Origin of the sequence: Stenotrophomonas sp., assembly GCF_031995405.1 — a bacterium.
Lineage (GTDB): Bacteria > Pseudomonadota > Gammaproteobacteria > Xanthomonadales > Xanthomonadaceae > Stenotrophomonas.
In genome coordinates, this window is the sequence record NZ_DAMAGC010000086.1 from 1 (window position 1) to 17,718 (window position 17,718).

At 67.7% G+C, this 17,718-nt stretch carries 19 protein-coding genes and 1 pseudogene; 11 read left to right on the forward strand and 9 right to left on the reverse strand.

Features of this window, described 5'->3' with window-relative positions; translation table 11 throughout:
* The 3 genes and pseudogenes from RTO53_RS14215 to RTO53_RS14225 form a co-directional block, all read left to right on the forward strand.
* Positions 1–130 (forward strand): annotated as a pseudogene (locus RTO53_RS14215) (ribonucleotide-diphosphate reductase subunit beta); the annotation flags it as partial.
* A gap of 12 nt (positions 131–142) precedes the next feature.
* Positions 143–625, forward strand: coding sequence for a flavodoxin (locus RTO53_RS14220; RefSeq protein WP_312238401.1), 483 nt, complete (start codon positions 143–145; stop codon positions 623–625).
* Positions 597–929 (forward strand): thioredoxin family protein, encoded by a 333-nt coding sequence (locus RTO53_RS14225; RefSeq protein ID WP_312238402.1) that lies wholly within the window; start codon positions 597–599, stop codon positions 927–929. Before RTO53_RS14220 ends, RTO53_RS14225 begins: the two co-directional genes overlap by 29 nt.
* 180 nt (positions 930–1,109) lie before the next feature.
* On the opposite strand, the gene RTO53_RS14230 is transcribed toward RTO53_RS14225, so the two are convergent.
* Both RTO53_RS14230 and RTO53_RS14235 read right to left on the reverse strand, forming a co-directional pair.
* Entirely contained in the window at positions 1,110–1,421 is a 312-nt protein-coding gene (locus tag RTO53_RS14230) for a DUF3817 domain-containing protein (protein ID WP_312238419.1), read from the reverse strand.
* A gap of 137 nt (positions 1,422–1,558) precedes the next feature.
* Entirely contained in the window at positions 1,559–2,320 is a 762-nt protein-coding gene (locus RTO53_RS14235; protein ID WP_312238403.1) for an SDR family oxidoreductase, read from the reverse strand.
* 102 nt (positions 2,321–2,422) lie between these two features.
* On the opposite strand from RTO53_RS14235, the gene RTO53_RS14240 reads away from it, so the two are divergent.
* From RTO53_RS14240 to RTO53_RS14250, 3 genes are all read left to right on the forward strand, one after another.
* Entirely contained in the window at positions 2,423–3,349 is a 927-nt protein-coding gene (locus RTO53_RS14240) for a LysR family transcriptional regulator (protein WP_312238404.1), read from the forward strand.
* A 146-nt stretch (positions 3,350–3,495) separates the two neighbouring features.
* Positions 3,496–4,272 (forward strand): DeoR/GlpR family DNA-binding transcription regulator, encoded by a 777-nt coding sequence (locus RTO53_RS14245; RefSeq protein WP_312238405.1) that lies wholly within the window; start codon positions 3,496–3,498, stop codon positions 4,270–4,272.
* Between the two features lie 11 nt (positions 4,273–4,283).
* A complete protein-coding gene (locus RTO53_RS14250) occupies positions 4,284–5,432 on the forward strand; it encodes an MFS transporter (protein WP_312238406.1) in 1,149 nt (382 codons plus the stop codon).
* A gap of 64 nt (positions 5,433–5,496) precedes the next feature.
* On the opposite strand, the gene RTO53_RS14255 is transcribed toward RTO53_RS14250, so the two are convergent.
* Entirely contained in the window at positions 5,497–5,784 is a 288-nt protein-coding gene (locus tag RTO53_RS14255; RefSeq protein WP_312238407.1) for a hypothetical protein, read from the reverse strand.
* A gap of 235 nt (positions 5,785–6,019) precedes the next feature.
* On the opposite strand from RTO53_RS14255, the gene RTO53_RS14260 reads away from it, so the two are divergent.
* Together RTO53_RS14260 and RTO53_RS14265 are read left to right on the forward strand one after the other, a co-directional pair.
* On the forward strand, positions 6,020–8,191 hold the full coding sequence (locus RTO53_RS14260) for a TonB-dependent siderophore receptor (RefSeq protein ID WP_312238408.1): 2,172 nt from the start codon (positions 6,020–6,022) through the stop codon (positions 8,189–8,191).
* Positions 8,192–8,289: 98 nt separating this feature from the next.
* Positions 8,290–9,114, forward strand: coding sequence for an isocitrate lyase/phosphoenolpyruvate mutase family protein (locus tag RTO53_RS14265; protein ID WP_312238409.1), 825 nt, complete (start codon positions 8,290–8,292; stop codon positions 9,112–9,114).
* A 7-nt stretch (positions 9,115–9,121) separates the two neighbouring features.
* Here RTO53_RS14265 and RTO53_RS14270 read toward each other — a convergent pair whose 3' ends face one another.
* Both RTO53_RS14270 and RTO53_RS14275 read right to left on the reverse strand, forming a co-directional pair.
* Positions 9,122–9,442 carry a multidrug efflux SMR transporter gene (locus RTO53_RS14270; protein WP_312238410.1) on the reverse strand — a complete coding sequence of 107 codons (321 nt, stop codon included), beginning with the start codon at positions 9,440–9,442 and terminating at the stop codon, positions 9,122–9,124.
* A complete protein-coding gene (locus RTO53_RS14275; protein WP_312238411.1) occupies positions 9,439–9,810 on the reverse strand; it encodes a multidrug efflux SMR transporter in 372 nt (123 codons plus the stop codon). Before RTO53_RS14275 ends, RTO53_RS14270 begins: the two co-directional genes overlap by 4 nt.
* Positions 9,811–10,026: 216 nt before the next feature.
* Here RTO53_RS14275 and RTO53_RS14280 point away from each other — a divergent pair, with 216 nt between their 5' ends.
* A complete protein-coding gene (locus RTO53_RS14280) occupies positions 10,027–10,899 on the forward strand; it encodes a LysR family transcriptional regulator (RefSeq protein WP_312238412.1) in 873 nt (290 codons plus the stop codon).
* A 91-nt stretch (positions 10,900–10,990) separates the two neighbouring features.
* Here the strand turns inward: RTO53_RS14280 and RTO53_RS14285 are convergent, their stop codons facing one another.
* Positions 10,991–13,009, reverse strand: a complete 2,019-nt coding sequence (locus RTO53_RS14285) for an autotransporter outer membrane beta-barrel domain-containing protein (protein ID WP_312238413.1) — start codon at positions 13,007–13,009, stop codon at positions 10,991–10,993.
* On the opposite strand from RTO53_RS14285, the gene RTO53_RS14290 reads away from it, so the two are divergent.
* Entirely contained in the window at positions 12,996–13,535 is a 540-nt protein-coding gene (locus tag RTO53_RS14290; protein WP_312238414.1) for a hypothetical protein, read from the forward strand. The genes RTO53_RS14285 and RTO53_RS14290 overlap by 14 nt on opposite strands.
* A 318-nt stretch (positions 13,536–13,853) precedes the next feature.
* On the opposite strand, the gene RTO53_RS14295 is transcribed toward RTO53_RS14290, so the two are convergent.
* The 3 genes from RTO53_RS14295 to RTO53_RS14305 all read right to left on the reverse strand — a co-directional run bounded on the left by RTO53_RS14295 (position 13,854) and on the right by RTO53_RS14305 (position 16,011).
* Positions 13,854–14,774 (reverse strand): M14 family metallocarboxypeptidase, encoded by a 921-nt coding sequence (locus RTO53_RS14295; protein ID WP_312238415.1) that lies wholly within the window; start codon positions 14,772–14,774, stop codon positions 13,854–13,856.
* 31 nt (positions 14,775–14,805) lie between these two features.
* A complete protein-coding gene (locus RTO53_RS14300) occupies positions 14,806–15,462 on the reverse strand; it encodes an SDR family oxidoreductase (protein ID WP_312238416.1) in 657 nt (218 codons plus the stop codon).
* A gap of 84 nt (positions 15,463–15,546) precedes the next feature.
* The gene (locus tag RTO53_RS14305; RefSeq protein WP_312238417.1) at positions 15,547–16,011 is read right to left on the reverse strand and encodes a cupin domain-containing protein; all 465 of its coding nucleotides are present in this window, start codon (positions 16,009–16,011) and stop codon (positions 15,547–15,549) included.
* Between the two features lie 221 nt (positions 16,012–16,232).
* On the opposite strand from RTO53_RS14305, the gene RTO53_RS14310 reads away from it, so the two are divergent.
* A complete protein-coding gene (locus tag RTO53_RS14310) occupies positions 16,233–17,126 on the forward strand; it encodes a LysR family transcriptional regulator (RefSeq protein WP_312238418.1) in 894 nt (297 codons plus the stop codon).
* Positions 17,127–17,718: the final 592 nt, after the last annotated feature.

The following is a 17,718-nucleotide window of genomic DNA, read 5'->3' on the forward strand; positions in this document are numbered from 1 at the left end:
GCATGTCAACGTGATGCCGTGGAGCAAGGCCTACGCCGACAACTGCACCGAAACCAAGACCGACTTCTTCGAGATGCGCAACGCCAGTTACAAGAAGACCAATTCGGACAACGGCTTCGACGATCTGTAGGCGCGCGCGGTCATGAACCTTCTGCTTGCCTATGCATCGCTGAGCGGCAACACCCGCGAAGTGGCGCGGCTGCTGGCTGCCTGCTGCGCACTACGAGGTCATGCCGTACGTTGCCTGGACGTGGACAGCGACCAGGTAGCCGATGCCCTTGCCCAGCCCCGCGCGATGCTGCTGCTGGGTTGCTGGACCGACAATGCGGGGCGCACGCCCACCGAGATGAAGCGGTTCGTGGCCTCGCTGCGCGATGGACCGGGCCTGCCGCGCGGCGACACCGTGGCGGTATTCGGTACCGGTGAAACCCAGTGGGGCCTGGAGTTCTACTGTGGCGCCGCGCACCGGCTGGCGCGCTTTTTCGGTTCGCCGCATCCAGTGCTGGAGATCGAGCAGATGCCGCACGGCCACGACGACACCCACACCATCCACCGTTGGGCCGACGTTGTGCTGGCCCCTTTCGAGACCCCTTCCGATGCTGACCCTGCACGCCGCCACCCCTGATCAGTACAACGCCGCCCTGCGCGAACACCCGCGCCTGCTGGTGGATTTCCACAAGGACGACTGCCCCGGCTGCCGCATGCTGGACATGTCGCTGGCCAGCCTCGCCGATTCGCCCCGCGCGGCGGGTGTCGTGCTGCTCAAGGTGAAGCTGGAGACCATCGGCGAAGTGTTCTTCCGCAGCCTGGGCCTGCGCCAGACACCGACCTTGCTGCTGGTCCATGACGGGCAGGAAGTCGCCCGCCTGGCCGGTTACCAGTCACCGGGAAAGATCGGCGAGGCCCTGGCGTCGGTGCTGCCGGGCTGAGAAAAGAAAACGTGGCGGCCGATACCGCTGCAACGCGCATTGCGCGCATGACCCACGAACGCAGCCGCGCCCTCGATCACGAAACCCCTCCACGCTCTTACATCATGTCGCCACCGGATGGTGACCCGATGCGTGCAGTCGACCAAGGTTCGACCCCACCACGCACCGAGGTCGAACCCATCACGCCGGCCGCGGCCCCAACAGCCCGCGCCGCTTGAACCACCACTCCAGCGGCAGCGTCACCAGCGGCGGCACCGCGGCCAGCAACGCCAGGCCCGCCGCCCACCACGGCCAACGCAAGCGCACGGCGGCCAACACGGTCACCACCACATACCCCATGAAGGCGAACCCATGCAGCGGCCCGAACACGCGCACGCCGACCGGGGTGGGATCGGCGGCGTGGTATTTGAAGTACATGCCGATCAGCAGCCCGGCCCACGTCAATGCCTCGATGAAGGCGACGGCGGCGAATACCCGACCCATCGGGCGCATCGGAAGAGAAGCGTTCAAATCAGACTCGGCTCGGCACGGAACAGAACGCCCATGATAGCCGCGAACCGCGAATGCGACCCGTTTGCAGCATCGCCGGAACAAATGCGGACGCACGCCGCCGCGTACGCCCGCACAGGTCAGACGAACATGCCGCCGGAGGCTTCCACCCGCTGCGCGTTGATCCAGCCGGTGCTCGGCGACAACAGCGCCGCCGCCACCGGGCCGATGTCATCCGGCTGCCCGGCACGCCCCAACGCCGTGATCGAAGCGACCATGCCGTTGACGTGTTCGTCGTCGCGCACCCGGCCGCCGCCAAAGTCGGTGGCGATCGCGCCCGGGGCCAGCGTGTTGGCGCTGATGCCGCGCGCACCCAGTTCCTTGGCCAGGTAGCGGGTGAACACCTCGATGCCGCCCTTCATCATCGCGTAGGCCGAACTGCCCGGCAGCGAGAACCGCGCCAGCCCGCTGGACACATTGAGGATGCGCCCGCCATCGGCGATCAGCGGCAGCAGCGCCTGGGTCAGGAAATACGGTCCCTTCAAGTGCACCGCCACCGCGTGGTCGAACTGTTCCAACGTGGTATCGGCGATGCTCGCATACAGACCTTCGCCGGCATTGTTGAGCAGGCCCTGCAGATGGCTGGCGCCAAGGGTCTGCAGGGTTTGCCGGACCTCGTCGGCGAACGCGGCGAAACTGCCGCTGTCGGCCACATCCAGCGGCAGGGCCACCGCACGCCGGCCCAGCGCCTCGATCTGCGCCACCACCTGCTGCGCGGCGTCGGCCTGGTTGCGGTAGGTCAACACGATGTCGGCGCCGTCGGCGGCCAGCGCGAGGGCGGCATTGCGGCCCAGGCCACGGCTGCCGCCGGTGACGAGGACGATACGGGGGGAGCTGCTCATGTCGATTCTCCAGCGTTGAGGTGTGGGTACAGACTATTGATCTTGCAGGGCCGCATAAATCACGAGATCCTGATTTAACTGTTCAATATCGGATAACAATCCATGGACCGCCTCGACCAGCTGCGCAGCTTTCTGCGCGTTGCCGAACTTGGCTCGTTCACCGGCGCCGCCGACAGCCTGGGCCTGCCCAAGGCCAGCGTGTCGCTGGCGGTGCAGCGGCTGGAGGCCGAGGTCGGCGTGCAGCTGCTGCACCGGACCACCCGCCGCGTCCGGCTCAGTGCCGACGGCGCGCAGTTCCAGCAACGCGCCCGCGACCTGCTCGACGACATGGAAGAGCTGCAGGGCATGTTCCGCCGCGACACGAGCCAGCTCAAAGGGCGGCTGCGGGTGGACATGTCCAGCGGCCTGGCCCGGCAGCTGGTGATCCCGCACCTGCCCGGTTTCCTGGCCCGGCACCCCGGCCTGGAAATCGAACTGAGCGGCACCGACCGCCGCGTCGATCTGGTCCGCGAGGGCTTCGACTGCGTGCTGCGGGTGGGCGGCCTGGACGACAACACGCTGGTCGCTCGTCCGCTGGGCCGCATGCGGATCGTCAACTGCGCCAGCCCGGCATATCTGGCCACGCATGGCACCCCGCGCCACCTGGCCGACCTGGCCGATCACGCCCTGATCCACTACGTCGGCACGCTCGGCCAACGCTCGCCGGGGTTCGAGTACCCCGACGGCGCCGGCTACCGCAGCCTGCCGATGCGCGGGCCGATCACCGTCAACAGCGGCGAGGGCTACAGCGCCGCGGCGCTGGCCGGGCTGGGCATCATCCAGGTGCCATGGCTCGGGGTGCGCCAGGCGCTGGCGGCCGGGACCTTGGTGGAGGTCCTGCCGCAGCTGGCCGCCGAGCCAATGCCGGTGACCCTGCTGTACGCACAGCGCCGCCATCTGCCGCAGCGGGTGACCGCCTTCATGGACTGGGTGGCCGGGGTGATCCAGCCGGAACTGCGGGACGAGCCACACCAGCACGCAGGAGTGTGAACGTTCGTGCACGCTTGAGTGCACGATATCGCGCACTATCCTGCACGTTTCGGTATAGTCGGCCACCCGCCTCGGCGATTCGGCGCATGTTTGTGCCGGATTGACCGACATTCCCCCTGCACGCTCCACTTCCCGCGAGTCTTTCCATGACCCCTGATGCCCTGCCCGGCGAACGCCAACAGACCATCCTGCGCCTGCTGCGCGAAGAAGGCCGCGTGTTCTCCGCGCCGCTGGCGGTGCAGATGGGCGTATCGGAAGACTCGATCCGCCGCGACCTGCGCGATCTGGCCAGCCAGGGGCTGTGTCGCAAGGTGTACGGCGGTGCCCTGCCCGCCGCGCCAACGTTTCCGCCGCTGGCCGACCGCCACGCGCAGCAGCGCGAACAGAAGCAGGCGCTGGCCCACGCCGCGGTCGCGCACGTCCGCCCGGGCGAGCTCGTACTGCTCGATGCCGGTTCCACCAACAGCGCCATCGCCGCCTGCCTGCCGGAACAGCAGGGCATCCGGGTGGTCACCAACGCACCGGATATCGCCGTGCTGCTGATGGCACGCAGCGGCATCGAGGTCAGCCTGATCGGTGGCCGCCTGGACCCGCGCATCGGCGCGGCCGTCGGTGCGCAGGCGCTGGAAGCGATCGCCGCGTTGCGGGTGGACGTGTGTTTCATCGGCACCTGCGCCGTGGATGCAGAGGCCGGGATCTGGGCCGTGGATGGCGAGGAGGCCGCGCTCAAGCGCGCGATGCTCGCCGCAAGCAGCCGCTGCGTGGTGGTGGCCAGCAACGAAAAACTCGGCGCGCAGGCCGCGCATCGCATCGGCGGGGTCGAGCAGATCGACATCCTGGTGCTCGAAGCCGACGCACCGTCCGCACAGGCCGAGGCGTTCGCGCGTCGCGGCGTCGATCTCCACCACGCCCGCGCAGAGTGAGCCCGCCCCCGATGTCCACGCTTACCCGTTCCACCCTCGTCGGCACGCGCACCGAGCAGCACGCCACCCGCGCCGCGTTCTTCCTGCCCGGCTTCGCCACCGCCGCGTGGGCGCCGCTGGTGCCCTTCGCCAAATCCCGCACCGGCCTGGATGAAGGCACGCTCGGCCTGGTGCTGCTGTGCCTGGGCGCCGGCTCGCTGCTGTCGATGCCGCTGGCCGGCATGTTCGCTGCCCGCCACGGCTGCCGCGCGGTGATGATCGCAACCCTCATCATGGTCATCGCCAGCCTGCCGCTGCTGGCCATTGCGCCGTCGCCGTGGACGTTGGGCCTGGCCCTGTTCGTGTTCGGCGCGGGCGTCGGGGCCTGCGATTGCACCATGAACATCCAGGCGGTGATGGTCGAGCGTGACAGCGGGAAGCCGATGATGTCCGGCTTCCACGCCTTCTACAGCATCGGCGGCGCCGTCGGCGCAGCGGCGATGACCGCGCTGCTCGCCCTGCACCTGCCGCCGTGGCTGGTGTGCCTGCTGGGCTCGGCGGTGATGGCGGCGCTGCTGGCGGTCTCGCTGCCCTTCTGGCGCAATGACAAGGCCCCGTCCGGCGCGCCGGTATTCGCCGTGCCGCATGGCGTGGTGCTGGGCATCGGCGTGCTGTGCTTCGTCGCCTTCCTCGCCGAAGGCGCGATGCTGGACTGGAGCGCGGTGTTCCTGCATGAAGTGCAGCACGTCGAACCTTCGCGCGCCGGGTTGGGCTTCATGACCTTCGCGATCGCGATGACCATCACGCGACTGGTCGGCGATGGCGCGGTGGCACGGCTGGGACGGCACCGCGCGATCCTGCTTGGCAGCCTGGTCGCCGCCGGTGGTTTCGCACTGGTCACCTTCGCCCCGGTGCTGCCGCTGGCGCTGACCGGCTACGCGTTGATCGGCCTGGGCTGCGCCAATATCGTGCCGGCACTGTTCTCGATGGCCGGCAACCAGAAGGCCATGCCCGAAAGCCTGGCCATCCCGGCCATCACCACGCTCGGCTATGCCGGCGTACTGGCCGGGCCGGCGCTGATCGGCTTCGTCGCCAAAGGCAGCAGCCTGGTGTTCGCGTTCTGCCTGGTCGCCGCCGCCCTGTTGCTGATCGGGCTGGCGGCGCGCTGGGTGAAGGCCTGAGCCCACCCTGGCCAACGCAGCGGGGCCGTGCGTCATCTACGCGCCGCTGCATTGGCAGTACGCATTATTTGACCGCGGCAGCGTGCGCGGCATGTTCGCACCTGGCGTACTCGTCGCGGCTGATGTTCGTATCCTTGTCTGCATCGCACTTGCGCAGACGCGCGGCGATCGCATCGGGATACACGTCCACTTCGTGCAGGGTGACGATGCCATCCTTGTCCTTGTCCACGTCATCGAACGCAGGCAGCGGCGCAGGCGCTTTGGCAGCCGACGCCGCGGCGGCGGTGCCAGCCATCGCAGCCACCAACAGCAGCGGCAGCAGCCAGCGGGAAGGTTGGGCGATCCGGTTCATGAACACTCTCCAGGAGGCGGCGACGGAGCATCCGGCGCCTGCGCAAGACTGGACCTGATCGACGCTGCTGCGGCGTGAACACTGCGGCAGTGAATCCCACGGCGGCTTAACACCTGGCGGGGCCTCCACGCGAGCCTTTCGATGCGAACGATTCGCATCTGCTGTAGCATGGGCGGGTTTACCGCCCCTCCAGCCGCACGGCTGCGTCCATTCCCCGCCCCGGATCCGTAGTGCCATGACCGTTTCCCGTTGCCGCCCGCGCCTGAGCGCGATCGCGATTGCTGTCGCCTTCGCTGTCGTCAGCCCCGCGCTGTTCGCCCAGACAACCGCCGCCACCCCGACCGACCTGGACGCGGTCAAGGTGACCGGCAACTGGCTCGACAATCCCACCGAAGCCAAGCTGCTCGACCACCCCGGCGCACGCAGCATCGTCGAGGCCCAGCGCATCGCCGAAAGCGGCTCGACCAGCGTGCGCGACGTGCTGCGCCAGATCCCCGGCGTGCAGGTGCAGGAAAGCAACGGCACCGGCGGCAGCGATGTCTCGCTCAACGTCGGCGTGCGCGGGCTCACCTCGCGCCTGTCGCCGCGTTCGTACGTCCTGATGGACGGCGTCCCCATGTCCTACGCGCCCTACGGCCAGCCGCAGCTGTCGCTGGCCCCGGTGGCGCTGGGCAACCTGGAGTCGGTGGATGTGGTGCGCGGTGCCGGCTCGGTCCGTTACGGGCCGCAGAACGTCGGCGGCATCATCAATTTCGTCACCCGCGCCATCCCCAGGGATGTCGCCGGCACGCTCGGTTTCAGCAGTGAACTGTATGGCCAGGGCGGCAACCTCAAGACCGTGCCCAGCCTGTTCCTGGGCGGCACCACCGACGGCGGGCTCGGCGCCGCCCTGCTCTACTCGGGCACCCATGGCGACGGCTGGCGCAGCCGCAACGACACGACCGATATCGACGATGTGCTGCTCAAGGCGTCCTACGCGCTGGGCACTGCCGGTGACCTGGCGATGTCGCTGCACCATTTCGAAGGCAGTGGGCGCATGCCCGGCGGGCTGACCACCGCCGAGTACGCGGCCGACCCGTTCCAGTCCACCCGTCCCTACGATGTATTCAACGGCCGCCGCAGTGATGGCTCGCTGAAGTACACCTTCAGCGACGGCACCAACAACGTCGAAGTGCTGGGCTACTACGTGGACTCGTTCCGTGGCAGCTATATCGAGCAGGACGGCACCGGCACCAGCAACGGCCAGCGCCGGCTCACCGCCGCGCCGCGCAGCTACCACTACCTTGGGGTGGAGCCGCGCTACTCGCGCCTGTTCACCACCGGCACGGTGGTGCAGGAAGTCAGCGTGGGCTACCGCTACCTGAAGGAAGCCAGCAGCGAGATCGCCTCGCGCACCGCCTATTACCGCCCCGACGCGGCACTGGCCGGTGTCGACCTGCCGCTGCTGCCGTACCAGACCAGCCGCGGCGGCACCACCGCCAACGCGTTCTACATCGACGACCGCATCGACATCGGCAACTGGACCCTCACCCCGGGCGTGCGCGTGGAAGACATCCGCACCTTCAACGATGTCACCAACCTGGCCACCAATGGCAGCGTGACCAGCACGCTTGCACCCAGCATCGATTCGCGCGAGACCTTGCCCACGCTGTCGGTGCTGTACCGCTTGAACGATGCCTGGTCGTTGTTCGCCAACGGCGGCAAGTCGTTCGGGCCGCAGCAGTACAGCCAGCTGGCGTCCACCACCGAAGGCCTGCATCCGGAATCGGCCACCACCTACGAGCTGGGCACGCATTTCAACGGCCATGGCCTGAGCGGCGAATTCACCGTGTTCAACGTCGACTTCGACAAAGAACTGCAGCTGGCCCGCTCCATCGTCGGCGAAGGCATGTGGACCGACCTGGGCGCCACCCGCCATCGCGGCGTCGAATCGGCGGTGCGCTACGACATGGGCCGGCTTGGCGATGCACTGGCCGGCCTGCAGTTGTCCATGACGTACACCTGGACCGAGGCCACCGCACGTGCCGGCGTCTTCGCCGGCAAGGACCTTCCGCTGTACTCGCGCAACGTCGGCTCGTTTGGCGCGCGTTACGCCATCGACCGCTGGACCTTCAACGCCGATGTGTTCGCCCAGTCCGGGCAGCGTTCGCCGGGCACGCCCGCCGCAGGCGCCCCCTACGTGACCGATGAAGATCCCACCGGCCGCCTCGGCGACATCCCCGGCTATTCCACCGTCGCGCTGCGCGCCGGCTACGACTTCGGCCCGGAGCTGCACGATCTCAAGCTGGCGATCGGGCTCAAGAACCTGTTCGACCGCCGCTACTACACCCGTTCCACCGACAACAATGGCGGCAAGTTCGTCGGCCAGCCGCGCACGCTGTACCTGCAGGGCACCATCGCGTTCTGAGGCACCGGCGGTGCGCGGCCAGCACGGCCGCGCACTGCAGCATGGGTGTGGCACCCGGCGGCGTTACCATCGGGGCACCGCCCGCCGGACCCCGCGCCATGACTGCCCTGTCCTTCGATCCGCGACCGCGTCGCGCCGCCTTTCGCGCATTGCATGCCCAGGGCTGTTTCGTGCTCCCCAACCCGTGGGATCCGGGCAGCGCACGCTACCTGCACAGCCTGGGGTTCCAGGCACTGGCCTCGACCAGTTCCGGCTTTGCCTGGAGCCAGGCGCAGGCCGATGGCACGTTGTCGGTGGATGAAACGCTCGCCCACCTGCATAGCCTTGCCGCCGCGACGCCGCTGCCGCTGAATGCCGATTTCGGCGATGGCTTCGGCACGCTGGAGGAGGTTGGCCGCAACGTCACCCGCGCCATTGCCACCGGGGTAGCGGGCATCTCCATCGAAGATGCCGGGCCAGATCCGGCGCATCCGCTGCGCACGCTGGACGACGCGGTGGCACGGGTGCGCGCGGCACGCCAAGCGATCGACCAGTCCGGCGACAATGTGCTGCTGATCGGGCGTGCGGAGAATTTCTTCGTCGGCCGCCCCGACCTCGACGATGCGATCACCCGGCTGCGCGCGTATGCCGACGCGGGCGCGGACTGCCTGTATGCGCCGGGCATCAGCACCCGCGAGCAGATCGAAGCGGTGGTCAACGCCGTGGCGCCGCAACCGGTCAACCTGCTGGTCGGCAGCGCTGTGCCGTTCACCCTCCAGGATATCGCCGCGATGGGCGTGCGCCGGGTCAGCGTGGGTGGCGCGATGGCACGCACCGCCTGGGGCGGCATGATGCGCGCCTCGCAACTGTTGGTGGACGAAGGCCGCTTCGACGGCTTTGCCGATGCGGCCGCCGGGGCCACCTTGAACCAGTTGTTCCGCTGAGCGGAGATCAGTGGCTGGACAGCACCACCACCGCGCCAGTGACCAGCGCGATGCCCACCCAGCCAATCGGGCGCAGCCGGTTGCCGAACAGCACGCGCCCACAGATCGCGGTGCCGATCACCCCGATCGCGCCCCACATCGCATAGGCGGTGGCCAGGTCCATCGTCTTCACCGCCTGGCCCAGCAGCGCAAAGGCGACCCACACCAGCACGATGGCGGCAAACCCCCAGCCTGGCTTCCGGAAGCCATCGGACTTGGCCACCATCATGTTGGCCGCGACATCGATCAGTGCCGAGCACAGCACGAACAGGAAGGCAGTGAGGTTCATGATCCATGCCCCTCGCCAAGGGTGACGCAGACAATGCCGGCAGCCGCCATCAGCAGGCCGAGCATCTGCTGCGCCGACAGACTGTCCTGGAACACGACAATGCCGACCAGCGTCAGCAGGGTCAGGCCGAGACCTTCCCACACCGCATAGGCCACACCGACCGCGATGCCGCGCACCGACAGCGCCAGAAAGTAATACGAAACGGCCAGCGCCACGGCCATCACCGCATAGCCGAGATAGCCGCCATGGCGGGCCGCATCGGCCATGAACGAGGTGCCGACCACCTCGGCGACGATCGCCACGGTCAGGCAGGCCCAGGCGATCAGACCGCCACGGGCACGCGAACGGGAATGCACCGGTGTGTGCATGGGAAGCTCCTTGATGTGGTCCGGCGCACGGCGGCAGAACGCCGTGGGGCCGGTGCATCGGCCGGGATGGCGGATGCGCGTGCGTCGATGGCGCCCGGCAGATGCAGACCGTCAGCCGGTAGGCCCGTCATGCAATGGCGCCCCGTCGATGTGCCCAGTATCATCGGACATTCCATCAGGCCAAAGATGGAATCCATTGATAAAGGCGATACATCCATGCGCTATAGCCCCGAATCCCTGCGTGCCTTCGTCGAAGCCGCCGCCCTGGGCTCGTTCTCGGCCGCCGCGCGTCGCCTCAGGAAAACCCAGTCCACGGTCAGCACCGCCATCGCCACGCTGGAGGCGGACCTCGGCCTGACCCTGTTCGACCGCAGCGGCCGCTATCCGCTGCTCACCGAGGACGGCCGCAAAGTGCTTGGCCACGTGCAGGAGATCCTGGCCGCGGCCGAGCGCCTGCAACAGCTCGGCATCCGCCTGGGCGATGCGGTCGAGCCGCAGCTCACCCTGGTGTTTTCGGACATCTACCAGCTCAACCCGGACCAGCATCTGCTACGGCGTTTCGAGCAGCGCTTCCCGGATATCGAGCTGGAATGGCTGGATGCCGAAGGAGACGATGTGCTCGACGTGGTCCAGCGTGGTCGCGCCCAGCTGGGCCTGGTGCCGCAGCAGGCCCGGTATCCGTCCATGCTGGCCGTGCGGTCGTTGCCGCTGCGCGCGGAGATGGCCGTGTTCGTGGCGCGCGAGCACGCGCTGACCGCTATTGCCCGCCCGGACGAATCGCATCTTGCCGGCCACCGGCAGATCTGCCTGAGCGGCGACGCGCGCCGCAGCGGCCACGCGCGTGGACGAATCTGGGCCGCATCGGACTACCTGATGGTGCTGGAAATGGCCGAGGACGGCTTTGGCTGGGCCGAGTTGCCGCGTGACCTGGTGCATCGCTATGGTCGCGGCCAACTGGTGGAACTGCCGTTGCCCGGGTGGCCGCGGCTGATCGGTGCCGACGCGGTGTGGTCGCGCGATACGCCGCTGGGTCCAGCGGCGCTGTGGCTGCTGGATCAGTTCCTGCTGCCGCCGCATGGCGCTGGCTGATGCGTCGATCGACGCGTCCTTGTTACCGGCCCGGAAGCAGAAAGGGCGCCCACTCACGCAGGCGCCCTTCCCTTTCAACCGGTTGGCCGATTTACCAGGCGCGACGCAGGCCCAGCTGCGCACCCGCATCCTTGTAACCGCTGTCACCGCGCTGCACGCGCAGGTCGCCCCATGCCGACCAGCGCTCACCCAGGCGCAGCTGCGCGCCGGCCTGTGCTTCGTAACGGTTGGTCGGCAGCCTGGCCTCCAGCGTCTCGCCATCGAAGCGCATCGCATCACCGCGCTCGTTGTACAGCCAGTTCACCGCGAAGAACGGCTGCACGCGGTTGCCGGTGGCGTTGTCATGGCCAAACAGGCGCACGCCCACGCGCGTTTCCAAACCGCCGGCCGTGTCGTCTTCCACGATCGTGCCGTTCACTTCCTGCAGCGTGTCGCCCTTGTAGTCGGTGTAGCTCACCTGCACCTGCGGCTGCAGGTAGATCGAGCGGCGCTCGCTGTTGGTCAGTGCGAAGCCGTAACCGGCTTCAACCGACGCAGCGCGGGTGGTGGCGTCGTACTTCTCGCGTGCCAGGCCATCGCCCTGCACCCAGCTGTCGTAGCGACCGTACTGCAGCCAGCCATCCACGTAGAGGCCGGCACTGTCATCGGCGCTCTGCACCCAGGTGCCATACACCCCGACCGCATCGCCCTTGACCTTGCCGCGCGTGCCGTAACCGGTGATGCGCGAGGTGGCCTGGGTGTCGGCATCGCCGGTGGCCAGCATCACGCCCACCTGGCCGCGACCGACCTGGCCCCAGCGGAACACATCACTGCCGATCTGCAGCGCATTGGTCTGGCTGCGCGCATCCACCTGCCCGGCGATGGTGGTGCGGAGCTGGTCGCGCGAGACGCGTGCCCAGGCACCGATGCCATCGTGCTCGAACGCCGGCTCGCCACGATCATGCCGGCGCTGCTGGAACATGCGCACGGCCGCGGCCTGGTTGGCCAGGTAGGCGCCGGGCTCCGGGCGCAGCACCGGCACCGGATCGGTGGGGTCCGGGGTGATCGGGTCCACCGGGGTGACCGGGTCGGTCGGGTCGGTGGGATCCACCGGCGCACAGATCGGCAGCGACGGATTCAGGTCGCAGGGATCGCCGGTGTAGGCCGAGCGCAGGTACCAGCCGCCATCTGACGGAGTGGTGACGCCGCCCTTGTACAACAGGTATTCGTAGACGCCGCCGGTGGCACGGCCGTTCATGGCGAACGTCGCCCCCGAGGTGCCGGCCACCGAGATCAGTTGGATGCCGTCGCTGGTCTGCGCACCGGCACCGCCGATGTTGTTGACCACGATGTTGCCGCTGCCGGAGGTGTTGCCGCCAACCACCAGCTTGTCCGACGGGGAGCCGTCACCGGCCAGCACGCCGTTGAAGATCAGCGTACCGCCGTTGACCGACATGTCACCGCCCACCGTTACGGTCTTGTAGCCCGGCGACGGCGCGGCGAAGGCCAGCGTGCCCGAGCCCAGGTTCAAGGTGCCCACGGTGGAATCGGCGGTGACGTTCCAGCGCGAGGTATCGGCCAGGGCCATCGAGGTGACGTTGGTCAGTGCGCCGGTGAGGCTGGCGTTGTTCTGGAAGGTCAGGTTGGCGGTACTGTCCGGGTCGGCAAAGACATTGCCGGTCAGATCGGCGGCACCCACGCGCATGTTTGCGGTGGCGCCGTCCGTGACCTGCAGGAGATTGCCATTGCCACCCTGCAGCGTGGCGCCGTTGAGGATCTGGATATCGGCGACAGTTGGGGGCGTCAGCGCGAATCCGCCAACAGAAATGGCGGCCCCGGTCTGCCCGACGATACGGGAATTGTCGACGATCAGATTGGTCTCGGTCCCCGGGCTGCCGGTGCCTGCCAGGTACAACAGCCCAACACCATTGGTCGCGCCGTTGACGAGGGAGTTGTTGCGCGCAACCAGCGTGCCGCGAACCACCATCGCCCCGTTGTTGTCCAAAACCGAGCCGGGCCCAGCATCGAACAGCGAGGTGACGCGGGACTGGTCTAGCGTGAGCGTGCCGCCGCCGCCAACGCGCGCGCCGACCGACAGTGCAGTCACGTCCGAATTGATGAGCGTCAGCATCGGTGCCTCCGGCGTGCCGGCAAGGTTGGTATTAACCGATATCCCGTACCCCGAAGTGGCAGTGACCGTGCTGTCCCGCATGAAGCCCGTGGAGTTGACGAAGGACACTGCCCCGCTGGCTTTGTTTGCCGCGGTCGAAGTGAAGGTGCTGTTGCTGATGTTCGCAACGGTTTCTGAATCGAATCTGGCTTCGCCAGCAACCGTAGACCCGGTCATCGTGAAGGACGAAGAGGTGGTCGTCACTGCGATGCCATTGGGTCCGCTTGCGCTCGATACCGAGCCGCCATTCACCACGATGGAGGAATCGGCACTCTGCAGTGCTGCAGTCGCACCGCCCGGATTCACGGTCAACAGCGCATCACCCGATAGCACCCACTGTTCGCTCGGATCACCGGGATTCACTTCCGCTGTCGTGCCGATCAGGTCACGGGCATACAGGGGGCTCGCCGTCGCACCGAGGGCGAGCATGATCGCTCCCACCAGCAGCGTGCGCCGGGCGCGGGTAGAGTGTGGAGCAAAGGTGTGATTGAACGACATGGGAGAACTCCTGGCAGAGAGGCACAAAGGCAGAAGCCATTTGCAATAGGCCCGCAATTCTCCAGATTCCCTTCCATAAACCTATGCAATTACTTGCAAATGATGTCGCCATCACATTTGAGGCGTGAACTTCGTCGAAGCGAAATCCCGGAAGGCCAGTGTCCCGGCGAGGCGGCGACGGGCAGCTGAACAGCGCCGACTAGCCAAGCGCACCATGCGCCGGGCGAGTGTGAAGCTGGCGTCAAATACACTTGAAATGAAAAAGGCGCCCTTGGGCGCCTTTGAGTCTCCAGTCCGGTCACCACCGTCAGCGATGCGCCAACGCGTAATCGATCGCCGCGCACACCGCTGCCACCTGGGCGTCATTGCACTGCTGCGGGGTGGCGCGCGGGCTGTCCGGGTACACCTCGGTGGTGGTGGTGTACTTCGCGCCGGTGATGCTGGCGCACAGGCCGAGCTTCTTCAGCGGGTACTCGATCACGCCCGGGGCCACCACCGGCGAGCCGATGATTTCATTGCGCGCATCTGCCGGGGCGATGTGGGTGACCTGCTCCACCGCCGCGTTGACCGCGGTCTGGAACGCGGGTTGCGGGTTCTCGCTGTCGTCCACCAGATAGAAACCGTCCGGAATGAGGCCCGGCTCGAACGGCTTGCCATCGCGTGCGGCCAGCGCCGGGCGGAATTCGCTTTCATCGCTGTCGGTGGTTTCGTGCAGGTCGATGTGCATCAGCATGCCGTCACGCAACGGTTCGACCAGCGCCATCAGCGCGGCCGATTCGGCGGCCGCACTGTTGGCCACGAACGCGCGGTTTGGATCGATCGCATCGGCGTTCCAGCGCTGGACGCGTTCATACCCCCATGGGCTCACGCACGGCGCCACCAGGATATTGGCGCGGCCGGCATAATCCTTGGCGCGGGTGGCCAGGAACTGCAGCGCACCCTGCACGCCGCTCGTTTCGTAGCCGTGCACGCCGCCGGTGACCAGCACGCTGGGCAGGGCCGGGTTCCAGTCGCGGCTGCGCACGGCGAACAGCGGGTACTGGTGCGGCGGGTAGTCCAGCGTGCCGTACTGGACCACGTCGAAGTCCGTGCGCAGTGCGTCCAGCAGCGGCAGCACGTCGTCGCCGTACACGCGCTGCGGCACCTGGCGTGCGCGCCACTGCGCCTTTTCATCCGCGCCCCACGGCTGGCCGGGGGTGCCGATGGGATAGAACGGGGCGTCGGTCATGGCGTGCTCATCTGTGCGGCGTTCGGGCCGGTCATTTTACGCCAAGCCGATCCAGCGCTTCATCGACTGGGCTGTCGCCCTCGGTCAGTTCGATGATGCGATGGCGCAACGCCGGGTGTTCCACCAGGCCGACCAGCGTGGCTGCCACGTCCTCGCGGGGCACGTCGCCATAGGCGATGGCAGCGCCGAGGTTGACCCGCCCCGTGCCGGGCGCGTCGCTGAGCGTGCCGGGACGCAGGATCACCCAGTCCAGCTCACTGGCGGCCAGGTATACATCGGCGCGCTTCTTGACCGTCATGTAATTCTCGAAGCCCTCGCCCAGCCCCTTGCCGCGCCCGGCTTCAGGGAATGCCGACACCAGCAGGAAGCGTTTCACGCCGGCCTGTTGCGCCGCCTGCACCGCCAGTTCGAGACCACGGCCGTCGATGGCATCGGTCACCTCCATGCCCGCGCCGCCCGCACCCGCACTGAACACAACGACCTCGCTGCCGGCCATCTGCACTGCCAGCGAGGCGATGTCGATCCGGGTCAGGTCGCCCTGCACCGGCACGCCGCCCAGTGCGGCCAGTTCCGCCGCCTGCTCGGGGCGGCGATGCATGGCCAGCGGCTGATCGCCGCGGGCCGCCAACTGTTTGACCAGGTGGCGGCCGACCTTGCCGGCGGCACCTACGATGAAAACCTGGGTCAAGGGCATGCTCCTGTCACGAATGGATGTGGGCAGGCTAGCGGGTGGCGCGTTACCGGTTCGTGCGGTGCCGGCCAGTACCGGGTTTCAGCCGCCGGTGTACTGCGCTTCGCTCACCTGCTCCATCCAGGTCACGGGCGAGCCGTCCACCGCTTCGGCAATCGCGATATGGGTCATGGCCACGTCGGCCTTCGCGCCATGCCAATGCTTGACCCCCGGTGCGATCCAGACGATGTCGCCCGGACGGATCTCCTGCACCGGCTTGCCCCACTCCTGCACGCTGCCCACGCCTGCGGTGACGATCAGGGTCTGGCCGAGTGGATGGGTATGCCAGGCGGTACGCGCGCCGGGCTCGAAGGTAACCGTGGCACCGCCGACGCGAGCCGGTGCCGGACGCTGGAACGGTGCATCGATGCGCACCGTGCCGGTGAAATAGTCGGCCGGGCCGGCGGCCGAGGCGGTGCTGCCGGCACGGGCGATCTGGATGGGCGCCGGGGCGTCAGGCGTGGTGACGGCGGCCATCGACAACAGGGCAGTACTCAACAGGTCCATGGAAGACTCCTCAAGGCGGAAACGGAACTGGCACCATCGGGTGATGGGGCACGGGGATGCCGCTTCACTGTAGCCCTGCAACGGCCGCGAACCATCCCGCACAGGCAGCATGCTGCCATGAGGCTGGTTCATCAATGCAGCAGAAGGAACGCCTTGCCTTCACCAGTGGTGCACGCCCATCATGGCCCGGCATGAACTGCATGCGCGCCGGAACGCCCCGCATGGCCCGTGAGAACTTCAACGACCTGCAGGTGTTCGTTACCGTCGCCCGCGAGCGCAGCTTTACCCGCGCCGCCGCCCAACTGGGCGTTTCGCAATCTGCGTTGAGCCACACGGTGCGTGGGTTGGAAGAGCGCCTCGGCGTGCGCCTGCTGACCCGCACCACGCGCAGTGTCTCGATGACCGAAGCGGGTGAGCGCCTGTACGACACGGTGGCGCCGCGCATGCAGGAGATCGAGGCGGAGCTGGTGGCCATCAGCGATTACCGCGACCACCCTGCCGGCACCATCCGCATCACCACCGCCGAACACGCCGCCAACAGCATCGTCTGGCCGCGGCTGAGCGTGGTGCTGCCGCAGTACCCCGACCTGCGGGTCGAGCTCACCGTCGATTACGGCCTGGCCGACATCGTCGCCCAGCGCTATGACATCGGCATCCGTCTGGGTGGGCGCGTGGCCAAGGACATGATCGCGGTGCCGATCAGCGGCCCGCAGCGCATGGCGATCGTGGCCAGCCCGGCCTACTTCTCCCGTCACGTGGCACCCCGGACGCCAGCCGACCTCGCCGCGCACGACTGTATCGGCCTGCGCCTGCCCACCCACGGGGGGCTGATGGTGTGGGACCTGCAGAAGGACGGCCAGGAGGTCAACGTGCGCGTGGAGGGCCAATGGACCTTCAACGGCAGCAGCGCGATGCTGCGCGCCACGTTGGCGGGCGCGGGGCTGGCCTACCTGCCCGAAGACATGGTGCTGGAGCACGTGCAGGCAGGTCGCCTGCTGCGGGTGATGGAGGACTGGTGCGATGTGTTCGACGGGTATTACGCCTACTACCCGAGCCGGCGGCAATCCTCCAGCGCGATGCGCGTCGTCATCCAGGCGCTGCGCGCAACCTGGTAGAGCCGACCCATGGTCGGCTGCATTTCGTCGGGCAACGCAGCAGTGCGGCAGCCGACCATGGGTCGGCTCTACCCTTGTGTGCGGCAGCGACTCCAGCGCGATGCGCGTGGTCATCCAGCCGCTGCGCGCAACCTCGTAGAGCCGACCCATGGTCGGCTGCATTTCGTCGGGCACCGCGGCACTGCGGCAGCCGACCATGGGTCGGCTCTACCCTTGTGTGCGGCAGCCGACTCCAGCGCGATGCGCGTCGTCATCCAGCCGCTGCGCGCAACCTCGTAGAGCCGACCCATGGTCGGCTACATGTCGTCGGGCACCGCGGCAGTGCGGCAGCCGACCATGGGTCGGCTCTACCCTTTTGTGTGGCAGCCGACTGCAGCGCGATGCGCGTGCTCATCCAGGCTTTGCGCGCAACCTGGTAGAGCCGACCCATGGTCGGCTGCATTTCGTCGGGCACCGCTGCAATGCGGCAGCCGACCATGGGTCGGCTCTACCCTTTGTGCGGCAGCCGACTCCAACGCGATGTGCGTGTTCATCCAGGCGCTGCGCGCAGCCTCGTAGAGCCGACCCATGGTCGGCTGCATTTCGTCGGGCG